The 15,863-nt window shown below is 53.8% G+C and carries 12 protein-coding genes; 5 read left to right on the top strand and 7 right to left on the bottom strand.

What is annotated here, in order from left to right; genetic code table 11:
• Position 1: 1 nt before the first annotated feature.
• The 4 genes from hofC to nadC all read right to left on the bottom strand — a co-directional run bounded on the left by hofC (position 2) and on the right by nadC (position 4,141).
• Entirely contained in the window at positions 2–1,204 is a 1,203-nt protein-coding gene (gene hofC / locus ACLD4F_RS16650; protein WP_080108381.1) for a protein transport protein HofC, read from the bottom strand.
• A complete protein-coding gene (gspE, locus tag ACLD4F_RS16645; RefSeq protein ID WP_411010945.1) occupies positions 1,194–2,579 on the bottom strand; it encodes a type II secretion system protein GspE in 1,386 nt (461 codons plus the stop codon). Before gspE ends, hofC begins: the two co-directional genes overlap by 11 nt.
• 9 nt (positions 2,580–2,588) lie before the next feature.
• Positions 2,589–3,026: a prepilin peptidase-dependent pilin gene (gene ppdD, locus ACLD4F_RS16640; RefSeq protein ID WP_000414982.1), complete on the bottom strand. Its 438-nt coding sequence runs from the start codon at positions 3,024–3,026 to the stop codon at positions 2,589–2,591.
• Positions 3,027–3,247: 221 nt separating this feature from the next.
• On the bottom strand, positions 3,248–4,141 hold the full coding sequence (gene nadC / locus ACLD4F_RS16635) for a carboxylating nicotinate-nucleotide diphosphorylase (RefSeq protein ID WP_079972944.1): 894 nt from the start codon (positions 4,139–4,141) through the stop codon (positions 3,248–3,250).
• Positions 4,142–4,228: 87 nt separating this feature from the next.
• Here nadC and ampD point away from each other — a divergent pair, with 87 nt between their 5' ends.
• A complete protein-coding gene (ampD, locus tag ACLD4F_RS16630; protein WP_079972945.1) occupies positions 4,229–4,792 on the top strand; it encodes a 1,6-anhydro-N-acetylmuramyl-L-alanine amidase AmpD in 564 nt (187 codons plus the stop codon).
• Entirely contained in the window at positions 4,789–5,643 is an 855-nt protein-coding gene (ampE, locus tag ACLD4F_RS16625) for a beta-lactamase regulator AmpE (protein ID WP_001647699.1), read from the top strand. Before ampD ends, ampE begins: the two co-directional genes overlap by 4 nt.
• A gap of 91 nt (positions 5,644–5,734) precedes the next feature.
• Here the strand turns inward: ampE and ACLD4F_RS16620 are convergent, their stop codons facing one another.
• The 3 genes from ACLD4F_RS16620 to aroP all read right to left on the bottom strand — a co-directional run bounded on the left by ACLD4F_RS16620 (position 5,735) and on the right by aroP (position 9,629).
• Positions 5,735–6,685: a family 43 glycosylhydrolase gene (locus ACLD4F_RS16620; protein WP_079944281.1), complete on the bottom strand. Its 951-nt coding sequence runs from the start codon at positions 6,683–6,685 to the stop codon at positions 5,735–5,737.
• Positions 6,685–8,091, bottom strand: a complete 1,407-nt coding sequence (locus ACLD4F_RS16615; protein ID WP_000357539.1) for a glycoside-pentoside-hexuronide (GPH):cation symporter — start codon at positions 8,089–8,091, stop codon at positions 6,685–6,687. The genes ACLD4F_RS16620 and ACLD4F_RS16615 overlap by 1 nt, the downstream gene beginning before the upstream one ends.
• Before the next feature lie 164 nt (positions 8,092–8,255).
• Positions 8,256–9,629, bottom strand: a complete 1,374-nt coding sequence (gene aroP, locus ACLD4F_RS16610; RefSeq protein ID WP_115400776.1) for an aromatic amino acid transporter AroP — start codon at positions 9,627–9,629, stop codon at positions 8,256–8,258.
• A gap of 562 nt (positions 9,630–10,191) precedes the next feature.
• On the opposite strand from aroP, the gene pdhR reads away from it, so the two are divergent.
• From pdhR to aceF, 3 genes are all read left to right on the top strand, one after another.
• Positions 10,192–10,956: a pyruvate dehydrogenase complex transcriptional repressor PdhR gene (gene pdhR / locus ACLD4F_RS16605; RefSeq protein WP_000331771.1), complete on the top strand. Its 765-nt coding sequence runs from the start codon at positions 10,192–10,194 to the stop codon at positions 10,954–10,956.
• 159 nt (positions 10,957–11,115) lie between these two features.
• A complete protein-coding gene (gene aceE, locus ACLD4F_RS16600; protein WP_000003840.1) occupies positions 11,116–13,779 on the top strand; it encodes a pyruvate dehydrogenase (acetyl-transferring), homodimeric type in 2,664 nt (887 codons plus the stop codon).
• 14 nt (positions 13,780–13,793) lie between these two features.
• Positions 13,794–15,683 carry a pyruvate dehydrogenase complex dihydrolipoyllysine-residue acetyltransferase gene (aceF, locus tag ACLD4F_RS16595; RefSeq protein WP_411010944.1) on the top strand — a complete coding sequence of 630 codons (1,890 nt, stop codon included), beginning with the start codon at positions 13,794–13,796 and terminating at the stop codon, positions 15,681–15,683.
• Positions 15,684–15,863: the final 180 nt, after the last annotated feature.

Genomic DNA, 15,863 nt, shown 5'->3' with positions numbered 1-15,863 from the left:
CTTATCCCATCCCGCTCATCGCGTCTCCCAGATGAAAAATTGGCAAATACATCGCCACCACCAGCGTACCGATAATTAAGCCGGTGATGATCAATAACGCCGGTTCCAACAGCGACGCCAGATTATCGGCCAGCGCCAGCGTAGTTTCACTGTGGTGACGGGCAAGGTTATGCAGCATGATATCGAGTGAACCGGACGCTTCGCCCGTTCTGACCAGTTGCAGGCATAGCGGACTAAATTCCTGGGTATTTTTTAGCGCCAACCAGACCGGATTGCCCGCGGCGATCTCCTGATGTACCTGCGTTAAACTCTGTGACCAGTAAGGGCAGCCGAGGCTATCGATAGCGCTTTCCAGTCCCTGAAGAAAAGGAATGCCTGCGCTTTGGGTTAATGCCAGTACGGTGAATATTTGCGCTAGTTTCTGGCCTCTTATCAGGCGACCCATAACGGGAAGCCGTAGCAGAAGACGCTGCCGCTGCGCTTGCCAGGACGGCTTTTGTTTTACCCTGCGGTGAGCGATAGCAACGAGCATCGTCAGGAACAAGATGAGCCAACCCCATGTCGACCCCCATTGCGCTATCGCGATAATACCGCGCGTCAGAAGAGGGAGCGGGGTATTGAAGCTACGGTAAATGGCGGCAAATTCCGGCAGGACAAAGTGCAGCATGGCGAAAACGACCAGGGCGGCCATTGTCAGAATAATGGCGGGATAGCGCAGCGCCTTTTTCACGCTAACCGTAATCTGCCGTTGCGCTTTTTGCTGACGGGCCAGTTCAAAGCAGCATTCGGCCAGTTTGCCGGTCAGTTCTCCGGTGCGGATCATCGTCTGGTAGAGCGGCGGAAATACCTGCGGCCAGGAGACTAATGCGCTGGAAAAAGGGACGCCCTGTTCAAGCTCGTGAGCCAGCGTGCGCAACAGCGCTTGCCATTGTCGGTGTGGATGCTGTTTCGCAAGGAGTTCCAGCCCTTCAGAAAGCGTCAGTCCGGCATGAATGAGCGTGGCCAACTGATGAATAATTTCAGCGCTTTGCTCTTCTTTCCACAGTGCGGCGTTAACGCCTATGCGCTTGATGCGAAGCGGCATAATGCGCTGATGTTGCAGGGTGATGATCAGCGCCAGACGATTGTCCGCCCATACAACGTCTTGTTCCAGTTGACCTTTATCGTTAACGCCTTGCCAGCGCCAGAGCTGTTTAACGCTCATGGGGCATTCCCAGAACGCGCAGTATCTCTTCAAAGGACGTCATACCTTGCTCAACGGCGCGACAGCCATTTTCAAAAAGCGTCCCTGTACCGGTCTGTTGGAGGTGGGCTTCTAGTGCTTGCGCCGATGCGCCGCTCGCAATTAACTGACGTAATGCCGGGGTAACGGTTAACACTTCGAATAACGCGGTTCGGCCATAAAAGCCGTGGTAGCAATGCTGACAGCCGCTTGCCTGCCAGCGCGGTAGCGCGCTGGGCCAAAGATTGGGCGATAGCACCACGGGATCGCTCAGGCGCTGTTTGCAGTGCGGGCAAAGCTTTCTTACCAGGCGTTGCGCTATCACCAGCGTAAGCGCCGATGAGATCATCCAGCGTGCTACGCCCATTTGTTGTAAACGTATCAGGGTTTCGCTGGTGGAGTTCGTATGGAGCGTGGAAAGTACCAGATGGCCCGTTTGTGCCGCCTTAATGGCGATTTCTGCGGTATCGCCGTCACGAATTTCACCTACCATGATGATGTCAGGGTCCTGGCGTAAAAGCGCGCGCAGCACATTTTGAAAGGTGAGCCCGGCGCGGGGATGGATCTGCGTCTGGTTAATCCCATCCAGTGGAATTTCTATCGGATCCTCAACGCTACAGAGGTTGATATCCGGCGTATTCCGGGTTTGTAGCGCGCTGTATAGCGTGACCGTTTTTCCGCTACCGGTGGGGCCAGTCACCAGTACCAGCCCCTGAGGTTGCTGTAGGGCTTGTCTAAAAGCGGTAAGTTGTGCCCCGTACATGCCCAGCGTGTCCAGATCCAGCGTTTGTTCAACCTGATGCAACAACCGTAAGACGACTTTTTCGCCTTCTTTACAGGGAAGCGTGGCGATACGAAAAGAGATGCTGTTGCCCGTCAGGTCAACGGTAAATTGCCCGTCCTGCGGCAGCCGATGTTCAGCGATGTCCAAATTTCCCAGGACTTTCAATCTGGCCGTCAGCGCAAGCCCCATCTCTTTGGCGATGTCCTGCAGAATATGAAGAACGCCATCGATGCGGAGCCTTATCCGGTAGCGGCTGGCGCCTGGTTCGAGATGGATATCAGAGGCGCGTTTCGCCATCGCCGAGCGTAATGTCTGATTGAGAAGCTGGGCCGCGGTTTCTCCGCCTTTCGCGGCGTTTGCCGAGGGTGCCTGATCCGGCTTATGCCGATGATTTTCCATTTGCTGGCGAGTCCAGCACACAATATCAATCTGTTTTTGCGTGGCGAAATGCAGAGCGTCCAGTAACGCATGAGAGGGCGCGTCGACCACCGCAACAGTGATACTGTTGCTGGCGCTATTGATCAGTACAGCCTGATGACGTTGACACAAGGTGTTGAGCTGAGCGTCTTTCATCTTGTCTCCTTAGTTGGCGTCAAAACGGAAGACATCTTCACAAGCCTGTTGTAACGCGCTGTCGCTTTGAATATTGCAGTTACGCGTCCAGCCGGTAATGCCGTTAGCATTGTCCCAGGCGGGCGTCATGATGACGCTAAGCCCGCTCAGACTCTCCTGGCCGGTAAGCGTGATGACGCCTTTTTCCACGCTCATGCCCGAAACATAACGGGTGATGACGGGCGAGGGGATACCGTTGACGCCCGCATCGCATGTGTTCGTCCCACCATGTTCCAGAGCGCAGAGTTCGACGGCAGTACGGTAGGGGACAAACGTTTGCAACATATCCGTCAGCGCCGCTTTACGCAGATAGTTCTGGTAAGCCGGAATGCCAATGGCGCTTAAAATGGCGATGATGCCAATAACGACCATCAGTTCGATAAGCGTGAAACCGCGTTGTTTTTCCATTGTTCGCTCCTTGAGTTAGCTGGCGCTACTGTGGCAAACGAGGAAAGAGCGGGCGAGCGGCAAAAGGTAAAACGGGAAGGCGGATTCTGAAGATTTTCGCTGCGTTACATGACACGGCAACGTTATTGCGAGGCGCTACGAATATTTTACCGAATCACGACGCGGATCTACGGACAGGTGATTTATAGACCCGACGGCGCAGCGCCATCGGGCGGAGAGGATCAGCGAAAACGCATGGAGAGATCGAGCGCGCGTACGTGCTTGGTCAGCGCGCCAACGGAGATGAAATCCACCCCGGTTTCAGCAAATTCGCGTAAGGTTTCCGCGGTGACGTTGCCGGATACTTCCAGCCGCGCCTGGCCGTTGACGCGTTTCACCGCCTCGCGCATCTGGTCGGTGTTGAAATTATCCAGCATGATAATATCCGCGCCTGCTTTCAGCGCATCGTCCAGTTCATCCAGATTTTCGACCTCGACTTCTACCGGCACGTCCGGATGGAGCCAGAACGCTTTTTCCACCGCCTGACGAACAGAACCGGAGGCGATGATATGGTTTTCTTTAATCAGGAACGCGTCAGTGAGGCCCAGACGATGATTGGCGCCGCCGCCGCATAAAACTGCATATTTGAGCGCGGTGCGCAGACCCGGCAGCGTTTTACGCGTGTCGAGCAACTGGGTTTGGGTGCCAGCCAGCAGTCCAACGTAGCGGCGTACTTCACTGGCGACGCCGGAAAGGGTCTGGACAAAGTTTAGCGCCGTGCGCTCGCCGGTCAGCAATACGCGAGCCGGGCCGTTCAGTTCAAACACTGTTTGGTTGGCGTGAATGGCGTCGCCGTCATCGACATGCCAGGTGAGGCGCACATCATCGCCCGCCAGTTGGATGAAGACCTCTTCAACCCAGCGCTTGCCGCAGAAAACGCCGTCTTCACGAGTGATCACCGTGGCATGGGCTTGCGTATCTGCCGGCAAAAGTTGCGCGGTGATATCGTTGCCAGCATCGACTTCTCCACCTAAATCTTCACGCAGCGACTGAGCAACGGCGGCAGGGATATCGAGATTAATGCGTTCCAGTAGCGCGTCACGTCGGTCGTCTGGGTTATAACGGCGAGGCGGCATGATAAAACTCCAAATTGCTAACGAATCATAAGGTAGAAACATGCTACTCTGAAGCAGCTATAAGCACCACTCAAAAGGAGACTCCGCATGTTGCCAGATAAGGGTTGGTTGGTAGAGGCGCGACGCGTCCCTTCTCCGCATTATGATTGCCGTCCGGATGACGAAAAACCGTCCTTGCTGGTGGTGCATAATATTAGCCTGCCCCCCGGCGAGTTTGGCGGTCCGTGGATCGATGCATTATTCACCGGAACGATAGATCCAGACGTCCATCCTTTTTTTGCAGAAATCGCTCATCTTCGTGTTTCGGCCCATTGTCTGATTCGTCGCGACGGTGAAATCGTCCAGTATGTGCCTTTTGATAAGCGTGCGTGGCATGCGGGCGTATCAAACTATCAGGGGCGGGAACGTTGTAATGATTTCTCCATTGGTATTGAGCTGGAGGGGACGGATACGCTGGCTTATACCGATGCGCAGTATCAGCAGCTAGCCGCCGTGACGCGCACGCTTATCGCTTGCTATCCGGCGATCGCCGACAATATAACCGGACACTGCAACATTGCGCCTGACCGCAAAACGGACCCTGGCCCTGCCTTTGACTGGCCGCGCTTTCGCGCTTTGGTAGCCCTTTCGTCGCACAAGGAGATGACATGACGCTGTTTACGACATTACTGGTGCTGATTGTCGAGCGCCTGTTTAAGCTGGGCGAGCACTGGCAGCTCGATCATCGGCTGGAGGCGCTATTCCGTCGGATTACGCATTTTTCGATGTTGCGCACGATGGGAATGACGGCGATCGCGATGGTGGTGACTTTTCTACTGCTCCAGGCGTTAAAAGGGCTGCTATTTAACGTGCCGACGCTGGTGATGTGGATTCTCCTGGGCGTGCTGTGTATCGGCGCGGGCAAAGTGCGAGTACATTATCACGCCTGGCTGAAAGCGGCGTCCCGCAACGATCCGCATCCTTGCGAGGCGATGGCCAGCGAGCTTACGCTGATTCACGGCGTGCCGCCGGATTGTAATGAGCGTGAATTTTTGCGTGAGCTGCAAAATGCGTTGTTATGGATAAATTTCCGTTTTTACCTCGCACCGCTATTTTGGTTTATCGTTGGCGGTCCATGGGGGCCGGTAACGCTGGTGGGCTATGCGTTTTTACGGGCCTGGCAGACCTGGCTGGCGCGCTATCAGACGCCGCACCAACGTTTGCAATCCGGCATTGACGCTATTCTTCATGTGCTGGACTGGATTCCGGTACGTCTGGCGGGCGTAGTGTATGCATTACTGGGGCATGGCGAGAAAGCGTTGCCGGCCTGGTTTGCCTCGCTGGCGGATCTGCATACTTCGCAATATCAGGTGCTCACACGTCTGGCGCAGTTCTCACTGGCGCGCGAACCGCATACTGACAAAGTAGAAACCCCCAAAGCGGCGGTGTCGATGGCGAAGAAGGCCTCGTTTGTGGTGGTGGTGATTATTGCGTTGCTCACCATTTATGGGGCATTAGTATAGCGTTGTGCCGATGGCGCTAACGCTTATGCGGCCTACAATGGAAAAATCTGTAGGCCCGGTAAGCGTTAGCGCCACCGGGCAGTGCAACGGCTTAGATCGTATCGGCTGGCGGCACGCCAAAATCAGGCATCCCGTTTTCGTCCCAGCGCACCCGTTTCAGACGCGTATGGCGGTTGGGATCGTACAACGGATCGCCTTCAATTTCGGTGTAATTTCTCGCGTGGTACACCAGTACATCTTCACCTTCCGGCGTTTGCGTAAAGCTGTTATGTCCCGGCCCATACTGGCGATTTTCATAGCTGGTGGTAAAGACCGGGCGCGGTGATTTATGCCAGTTGGCCGGATCGCGCGGATCGTCGTTTACGTTAATCCACAGTAACCCCATACAGTAGTTTTCATCGGTGGCGCTGGCCGAATAGCTGATAAACAGCTTGTCGCCATGCACCACGACGGCCGGACCTTCGTTAACCCAAAAACCCCGACACTCCCAGTCGTACTCTGGCTTACTGAGCCTTACCGGCTCGCCTTTAATCGTCCACGGATTTTCCAGTTCAGCCAGATAAATATTTGAGTTACCGGCAATATCCGGCGCTTTTTGCGCCCACAGATACCACTGCTTTCCCTGATGATAAAAAGTGGTGGCATCGAGGGCGAAGGTATCAAACGATGTTTTAATTTGACCTTTCTCCGTCCACTTGCCGGTGAGTGGGTCGGCATCGGCGCACTCCAGGGCAAACATGCGGTGCTGGAACATTCCCAGCTTATCAAGCGCTTGAGTATGGGTAGCGGCAAAATAGATGTACCACTTGCCGTTGATGCGGTGCATTTCCGGTGCCCAGATGAGCTGGCTCATCGGGCCGCTTTCCGGTTTGCGCCAGACGACAACGGGGTCGGCGGCGCGCAACCCTTCCAGCGAATTAGCCCGGCGGATTTCCAGCCTGTCATATTCCGGTACGGAGGCAATAAAGTAGTAATCGCTGCCGTCGCGTAAAATAAACGGATCGGCACGTTGTTCAATAAACGGGTTTGGCCAGTTTGCCATCAGGCTTTCCTTACGCTTTCAGCGGCTTTGAGCTCCTGCAACTCACTCAATTCGCGGTAATTAGTGCGACGTTTTTCTAAATCGTCCTGGATTTTTTTCATCAGTTCACGGTCAACTTTCAGCAGACGTACCACGCCTGCGGTAATCAGATAGCCAACGCCGGGGATAACGGTAAACAACAGCATAATACCGTTCATCGCCGAGGCGCTTTGCGCTTTAGCGCTGGCGTCATAACCGTACCAGGAGAGCAAAAAGCCGACCATCGCCCCGGCAATCGCCAGGCCCAGCTTGAGGAAGAACAGGTTACCGGAGAAGCTGATACCGGTAATGCGTTTGCCGGTTTTCCATTCGCCGTAATCATCGACGTCCGCCATCAGCGACCAGTGCAGCGGGGAAGGGATCTGATGCAGAATATTGAGCAGGAAGTAGAGCGCCACTATCATCACGGTGGCTTTCGGGTCAAAGAAATAGAATGCGCAGGAGAAAATCGCCAGCGCGATATTGGTCCAGAAAAATACCTTCAATTTACACCAGCGATCGGTTAAGACTTTTGCCAGCATACTGCCGATCATCATACCGACCACGCCAAGACTAATAAAAAGCGTAGCGAAATGGGTGCTTTGTCCCATCACCCAGGTGACGTAATACATGGTCGCCGCCATACGGATAAACCCCGGGCAGACGTTACATAAGGTCAATAGCAGAATGCGTACCCACTGATCGTTTTTCCACACGTCTTTGAAATCATTCTTCATATCATCGTGCGTCGGAACGGCAGGGCGAACGCGTTCGCGGACGCTGGCAAAGCAGAACAGAAACATACCCATGCCGATAATCGCCAGCACGGTCATCGCCAACTGATAGCCTTTGGCTTTGTCGCCGCCGCCAAACCAGTCCACCATCGGCAATAGCGTTAACGATAGCAACAGCGTCGCGATGCCGACTAACACGAAGCGATAAGCCTGACAGGCCACGCGCTCTTTTGGATCATTGGTGATCACGCCGCCCAGTGAGCAATAGGGAATATTGATGGCGGTGTAGGTCACGGAAAGCAGAAAATAGGTGACGAAAGCATAGACAACTTTGCTGTTATAGCCCCAGTCCGGCGTCGTAAACATCAGAACGCTGAACAGCGCGTAGGGAAATGCAATCCACAGTAGCCAGGGGCGGAAACGACCATATTTACTTTGGGTACGATCGGCAAGCGCGCCCATCACCGGATCGGTAACGGCATCGATAACGCGTACTGAAAGGAGTAAAACACCGACTAACGCCGGGGCAAGACCAAAAATATCCGTATAAAAATAATTAACAAACAGCATGATAGCGCCAAAAATAATGTTACATCCGGCGTCGCCCATGCCATACCCGATTTTCTCTCTTACCGAAAGTCTGCCCTTATCCATTGAGACTTCTCCCCATCAGATGATGGCGGTAATTATTCGCCTGCGAGCTTTTATTTGCGTAGCAGGATCACGCCGCTGATATGGATAAAATGGTTATACGTGGGAAACTGTGAGGCAGATAACACCCTCCCCCGGACGGGGAGGGCGGAAAAGTAATGCCACGATCAGTGGGCTTTCACCGTTTTTGCCGTTTTTTCTTTACACAGGTAGCCGACGCCCAGGATGAGCAGCCATACCGGAATCAGCCACACGGAGATCGCCATACCTGGCGTCATCAGCATAATGATCAATACCGCCGCCATAAACAGCAGACAGAGAACGTTGCCGAACGGATAAAACAGGGCCGGGAAGCGGGTGTTCACGCCCTGCTGCTGTTTCGCGCGACGGAACATCATATGGGCAAGGCTAATCATCGCCCAGTTAATGACCAGCGCGGAGACCACCAGCGCCATCAGCAGTCCGAATGCGGACTCTGGGGCCAGGTAGTTGAGCAGCACGCACAACGCCGTCACGACGGCGGAAACCAAAATGGAGCTCACCGGCACGCCGCGTTTGTCGACGTTCAGCAGCGCTTTCGGCGCATTTCCCTGCTGGGCCAGACCGAACAGCATACGGCTGTTGCAGTAAACGCAGCTGTTATAAACCGATAGCGCGGCGGTGAGAACCACGATATTCAGCGCATTGGCGACAAACGTATCGCCCAGTTCATGGAAGATAAGGACAAACGGGCTGGTATCGGCGGTGACGCGAGTCCATGGCAGCAGCGAAAGCAGGACCGCCAGCGAGCCGATATAAAAAATCAGGATGCGATAGATAACCTGATTGGTAGCTTTGGGGATGCTCTGTTCCGGGTTATCGGCTTCAGCGGCGGTGATCCCTACCAGCTCCAGTCCGCCAAACGAAAACATAATAATGGCCATCATCATCACCAGCCCGGTCCAGCCATGCGGCAGAAAGCCGCCCTGTTCCCACAGGTTGCGCACGGTTGCCTGCGGACCAGCGGTATCGCTGAAGAGTAACCACGCGCCGAACAGAATCATAGCGATGACGGCGATCACTTTAATAATGGCGAACCAAAACTCCATCTCACCGAACACTTTAACGTTGGTCAGGTTGATGGCGTTAATAATCACAAAGAAGGCTGCCGCAGAAGCCCAGGTGGGGATCTCCGGATACCAGAACTGGATATATTTACCCACTGCGGTCAGTTCCGCCATGGCAACTAATACGTACAGTACCCAGTAGTTCCAGCCGGAAGCGAATCCGGCAAAGCCGCCCCAGTATTTATAGGCGAAGTGGCTAAAAGAGCCGGCGACCGGTTCTTCAACCACCATCTCCCCCAGCTGGCGCATAATCAGAAAGGCAATAAAGCCTGCAACCGCATAGCCCAGGATAATTCCTGGCCCCGCCGACTGAATAACGGAGGCGCTTCCCAGGAACAAGCCTGTCCCTATCGCGCCGCCCAATGCGATAAGCTGAATATGGCGGTTTTTCAGGCCGCGCTTGAGCTGCTCGCCGTGCTGCTGACTGTCCATCATAAAACCTCGTGTATCGGGCGCGGTTTATTTATAACGCGCTTATTTTGAACGATGCAGTAGTGCGTGTGTAAGTTTGCAATTCCGCTTTTTGTATTGATTTATTTACAGATTCGTTTTTTTAAATGTCACTTCAACTCTTTCGTCTTGATCAGAATAATGGTATGTGGCCGCGAATGCACCTGCTTTGTGCAGGGGTGATGACGAGTTGCGTAAAAAGAAAGCACTTGTAAATACCTCCTTTTATTTTCCCTTGCAGAGGTTAATTTATTTCTATTCATTATTTATGCATATAAATGCATTTAATCTGCTGTTGAATCGGTTCAGATGAGATTTTTTGTCGTTTCAAATACGTTAAATCTACCTCCTGGTGGGTAAATTTAACATTTGTGCACAGTTACAGTTTTGAAACATGATTTCTGTAAAATTGTTAAAATGTGCCTCCTTTACTGATTTCAATCAAAACCTGTATGGACAGAAGGTGAATACTTTGTTACTTTAGCGTCACAGACATGAAATTGGTAAGACCAATTGACTCCGGGCAAATGGCTTAAGACAGGAAATCATGGCCTACAGCAAAATCCGCCAACCAAAACTCTCCGATGTGATCGAGCAGCAGCTGGAGTTTTTAATCCTTGAGGGAACATTGCGTCCCGGAGAAAAACTCCCACCGGAACGTGAACTGGCAAAACAGTTCGACGTCTCCCGTCCCTCCTTGCGCGAGGCGATTCAACGTCTCGAAGCGAAGGGATTGTTGCTTCGTCGCCAGGGCGGCGGAACCTTCGTGCAGAGCAGCCTGTGGCAGAGCTTTAGCGACCCGCTGGTGGAACTGCTCTCCGATCACCCTGAATCCCAGTTTGACCTGCTCGAAACGCGCCATGCGCTGGAAGGCATTGCGGCTTATTACGCGGCGCTGCGCAGCACCGACGAAGATAAAGACCGTATTCGCGAGCTGCACCATGCCATTGAGCTGGCGCAAGAGTCCGGCGATCTGGATGCCGAGTCCGAAGCCGTGCTCCAGTATCAAATCGCCGTCACCGAAGCGGCGCACAACGTGGTATTGCTTCATCTGCTAAGGTGTATGGAGCCGATGCTGGCGCAAAACGTGCGGCAGAACTTCGAATTGCTGTATGCGCGTCGGGAGATGCTGCCGCTGGTGAGTACGCATCGCACCCGTATATTTGAAGCCATTATGGCCGGAAAACCAGAAGAAGCGCGTGAAGCGTCACACCGCCATCTGGCGTTTATCGAAGAGATTATGCTGGACAGAAGCCGTGAGGAGAGCCGTCGTGAACGCGCCTTACGCCGTCTGGAGCAGCGCAAGAATTAGTTTTTTCTGGCAGAACGTTAACCAGAAGATGTTGTGAATAACGCGTAAAAATGTGCGCGGCAACTAAACGCAGAACCTGTCTTATTAAGCTTTCTGACGAAAGTTTAATGGGACAGGTTCCAGATAACTCAACGTATTAGATAGATAAGGAATACCCCCATGTCAGAACGTTTCCCAAATGACGTGGATCCGATCGAAACTCGCGACTGGCTACAGGCGATCGAATCGGTCATCCGTGAAGAAGGTGTTGAGCGCGCTCAGTATCTGATTGACCAACTGCTTTCTGAAGCTCGCAAAGGCGGCGTGAAAGTCGCGGCAGGCGCAGGGGCCAGTAATTACATCAACACTATTGCCGTTGAAGACGAACCGGAATACCCGGGCAATCTGGAGCTGGAACGTCGCATTCGTTCTGCTATCCGCTGGAACGCCATCATGACCGTGCTGCGCGCGTCTAAAAAAGACCTTGAGTTGGGCGGCCACATGGCGTCCTTCCAGTCTTCCGCCACGATCTATGATGTCTGTTTCAACCATTTCTTCCGTGCGCGCAACGAACAGGATGGCGGCGATCTGGTGTACTTCCAGGGCCACATCTCTCCGGGCATCTACGCTCGCGCGTTCCTGGAAGGTCGTCTGACCCAGGAACAGATGGATAACTTCCGTCAGGAAGTTCACGGTAATGGCCTCTCTTCCTATCCGCACCCGAAACTGATGCCGGAATTCTGGCAGTTCCCGACCGTCTCTATGGGTCTGGGCCCAATCGGTGCTATCTACCAGGCGAAATTCCTGAAATATCTGGAACACCGCGGCCTGAAAGATACCTCTAAACAGACCGTTTACGCCTTCCTCGGCGACGGCGAGATGGATGAGCCGGAATCCAAAGGCGCGATCACCATCGCCACCCGTGAAAAACTGGACAACCTGGTCTTTGTTATCAACTGTAACCTGCAGCGTCTTGACGGCCCGGTCACCGGTAACGGCAAGATTGTTAACGAACTGGAAGGCATCTTTGCAGGTGCTGGCTGGAACGTTATTAAAGTCATGTGGGGCGGTCGTTGGGATGAACTGCTGCGTAAAGACACCAGCGGTAAACTGATCCAGCTGATGAACGAAACCGTTGACGGCGACTACCAGACCTTCAAATCCAAAGACGGCGCTTACGTGCGTGAGCACTTCTTCGGTAAATACCCGGAAACCGCCGCGCTGGTGGCCGACTGGACCGATGAGCAGATTTGGGCGCTGAACCGCGGTGGTCACGATCCGAAGAAAGTCTATGCTGCACTGAAAAAAGCGCAGGAAACCAAAGGCAAAGCGACCGTAATCCTGGCCCATACCATTAAAGGTTACGGCATGGGCGACACCGCGGAAGGTAAAAACATCGCTCACCAGGTTAAGAAAATGAACATGGACGGCGTGCGTTACGTCCGCGATCGTTTCAACGTGCCGGTTGCCGATGCTGATCTCGAAAAACTGCCGTACATTACCTTCCCGGAAGGTTCTGAAGAACACAAATACCTGCATGAACGCCGTCAGGCGCTGCATGGCTACCTGCCAAGCCGTCAGCCGAACTTCACCGAGAAGTTAGAGCTGCCTCAACTTTCAGATTTCGGCGCGCTGCTGGAAGAGCAAAGTAAAGAGATTTCCACTACGATCGCTTTCGTGCGTGCCCTGAACGTGATGCTGAAGAACAAGTCGATCAAAGATCGTCTGGTTCCGATCATCGCCGACGAAGCGCGTACTTTCGGTATGGAAGGTCTGTTCCGTCAGATTGGTATCTACAGCCCGAACGGCCAGCAGTACACCCCGCAGGACCGTGAGCAGGTTGCTTACTACAAAGAAGACGAGAAAGGCCAGATTCTGCAGGAAGGTATCAACGAGCTGGGCGCAGGCGCATCCTGGCTGGCTGCGGCGACCTCTTACAGCACCAACGATTTGCCGATGATCCCGTTCTACATCTACTACTCCATGTTCGGGTTCCAGCGTATCGGCGACCTGTGCTGGCAGGCTGGCGACCAGCAGGCTCGCGGCTTCCTGATCGGCGGGACTTCCGGTCGTACAACGCTGAACGGCGAAGGTCTGCAGCACGAAGATGGTCACAGCCACATTCAGTCGCTGACTATCCCGAACTGTATCTCTTACGACCCGGCTTACGCTTACGAAGTGGCTGTCATCATGCATGATGGTCTGGAGCGTATGTACGGTGAGAAACAAGAGAACGTTTACTACTACATCACCACCCTGAACGAAAACTACCACATGCCGGCCATGCCAGCAGGTGCCGAGGAAGGTATCCGTAAAGGTATCTACAAACTCGAAACCCTTGAAGGTAGCAAAGGTAAAGTTCAGCTGCTGGGCTCCGGTTCTATCCTGCGTCATGTGCGTGAAGCAGCACAGATCCTGGCGAAAGACTACGGCGTAGGTTCTGACGTGTACAGCGTAACCTCCTTCACCGAACTGGCGCGTGATGGTCAGGATTGTGAACGCTGGAACATGCTGCACCCGCTGGAAACCCCGCGCGTACCGTACATCGCTCAGGTGATGAACGACGCTCCGGCTGTAGCATCTACTGACTATATGAAACTGTTCGCCGAGCAGGTTCGTACTTACGTACCGGCTGACGACTATCGCGTACTGGGTACGGATGGCTTCGGTCGTTCCGACAGCCGTGAGAACCTGCGTCACCACTTCGAAGTTGATGCTTCTTATGTGGTTGTTGCAGCGCTGGGCGAACTGGCTAAACGTGGCGAAATCGACAAGAAAGTGGTAGCGGATGCGATTACCAAATTCAACATCGATGCAGATAAAGTTAACCCGCGTCTGGCGTAAGAGGTAAAAGAATAATGGCTATCGAAATCAAAGTACCGGACATCGGGACAGATGAAGTTGAAATCACCGAGATTCTGGTCAAAGTGGGCGACAAAGTTGAAGCTGAACAGTCGCTGATCACCGTAGAAGGCGACAAAGCCTCTATGGAAGTCCCGTCTCCGCAGGCTGGCGTCGTGAAAGAGATTAAAGTCTCTGTCGGCGACAAAACCGAGACCGGTGCACTTATCATGATTTTCGATTCCGCCGACGGTGCAGCTGACGCTGCGCCTGCTAAGGCAGAAGAGAAGAAAGAAGTGGCTCCGGCAGCAGCACCTGCTGCGGCAGCGGCGAAAGACGTTCATGTTCCGGATATCGGCAGTGACGAAGTTGAAGTGACCGAAGTGATGGTTAAAGTGGGCGACACCGTTGCGGCTGAGCAGTCGCTGATCACCGTTGAAGGCGACAAAGCCTCTATGGAAGTGCCGGCGCCGTTCGCGGGCACCGTGAAAGAGATCAAAGTGAACACCGGTGATAAAGTGTCTACCGGCTCTCTGATTATGGTCTTCGAAGTGGCGGGCGCAGCGCCTGCCGCAGCACCAGCGAAAGCGGAAGCCGCTCCGGCTGCGGCTGCTCCAGCAGCAGCGACGGGCGTGAAAGACGTTAACGTACCGGATATCGGCGGCGACGAAGTTGAAGTCACCGAAGTGATGGTCAAAGTCGGCGATAAAGTTGCCGCTGAACAGTCGCTGATCACCGTGGAAGGCGACAAAGCCTCCATGGAAGTGCCTGCGCCGTTCGCGGGCACCGTGAAAGAAATCAAAATCAGCACCGGCGATAAAGTGAAAACCGGTTCTCTGATTATGGTCTTCGAAGTAGAAGGCGCAGCGCCTGCGGCCGCTCCGGCTAAACAGGAAGCGGCGGCGCCGGCTCCGGCGGCGAAAGCTGAGAAGCCTGCTGCCCCGGCTGCCAAAGCGGAAGGCAAATCTGAGTTCGCTGAAAACGACGCTTACGTTCACGCTACCCCACTGATTCGCCGTCTGGCGCGCGAGTTTGGCGTCAACCTGGCGAAAGTGAAAGGCACCGGTCGTAAAGGCCGTATTCTGCGCGAAGACGTTCAGGCTTACGTGAAAGACGCAATCAAACGCGCGGAAGCTGCGCCGGCTGCTGCGGGCGGTGGTATCCCGGGTATGCTGCCGTGGCCGAAAGTGGACTTCAGCAAGTTTGGTGAAGTTGAAGAAGTGGAACTGGGCCGTATCCAGAAAATCTCTGGCGCGAACCTGAGCCGTAACTGGGTGATGATCCCGCACGTTACGCACTTCGACAAAACCGATATCACCGATCTGGAAGCGTTCCGTAAACAGCAGAACGCCGAAGCTGAGAAGCGCAAACTGGACGTGAAATACACGCCAGTGGTCTTCATCATGAAAGCGGTTGCCGCTGCTCTGGAACAGATGCCGCGCTTCAACAGCTCTCTGTCCGAAGACGGTCAGCGTCTGACCCTGAAAAAATACATCAACATCGGCGTGGCGGTTGATACTCCGAATGGCCTGGTGGTTCCGGTCTTTAAAGACGTGAATAAGAAGAGCGTGACCGAGCTGTCTCGTGAACTGACCACCATCTCCAAAAAAGCGCGTGATGGTAAGCTGACCGCTGGCGAAATGCAGGGTGGTTGCTTCACTATCTCCAGCATCGGCGGTCTGGGAACTACCCACTTCGCGCCGATTGTTAACGCGCCGGAAGTGGCTATCCTCGGCGTTTCTAAGTCGGCGATGGAACCGGTGTGGAATGGGAAAGAGTTTGTGCCGCGTCTGATGATGCCTATCTCTCTTTCCTTCGACCACCGTGTGATCGATGGTGCTGATGGTGCGCGTTTCATTACCATTATCAACAATATGTTGTCTGACATTCGCCGTCTGGTGATGTAAGCGAAAAGCCGGCCCGACGGCCGGCTTTTTTTTGATAATCTCATGGAGTTTGTGAGGTTATTAGCGAAAGCGATAATTCGTGATCCGTTTGTTGTTTCAAAATTGTTAACAATTTTGTAAGATACGGGCGGATAGAACGACCCGGTGGATGATGGGCGATCAAGTACCCCGGACCGCCGG

This window comes from Salmonella sp. 741265050_HSA (assembly GCF_046569445.1).
GTDB lineage: Bacteria > Pseudomonadota > Gammaproteobacteria > Enterobacterales > Enterobacteriaceae > Salmonella > Salmonella enterica.
Note: the sequence above shows the minus strand (reverse complement) of the source record. Positions and strands in the feature narration are given on the sequence as shown.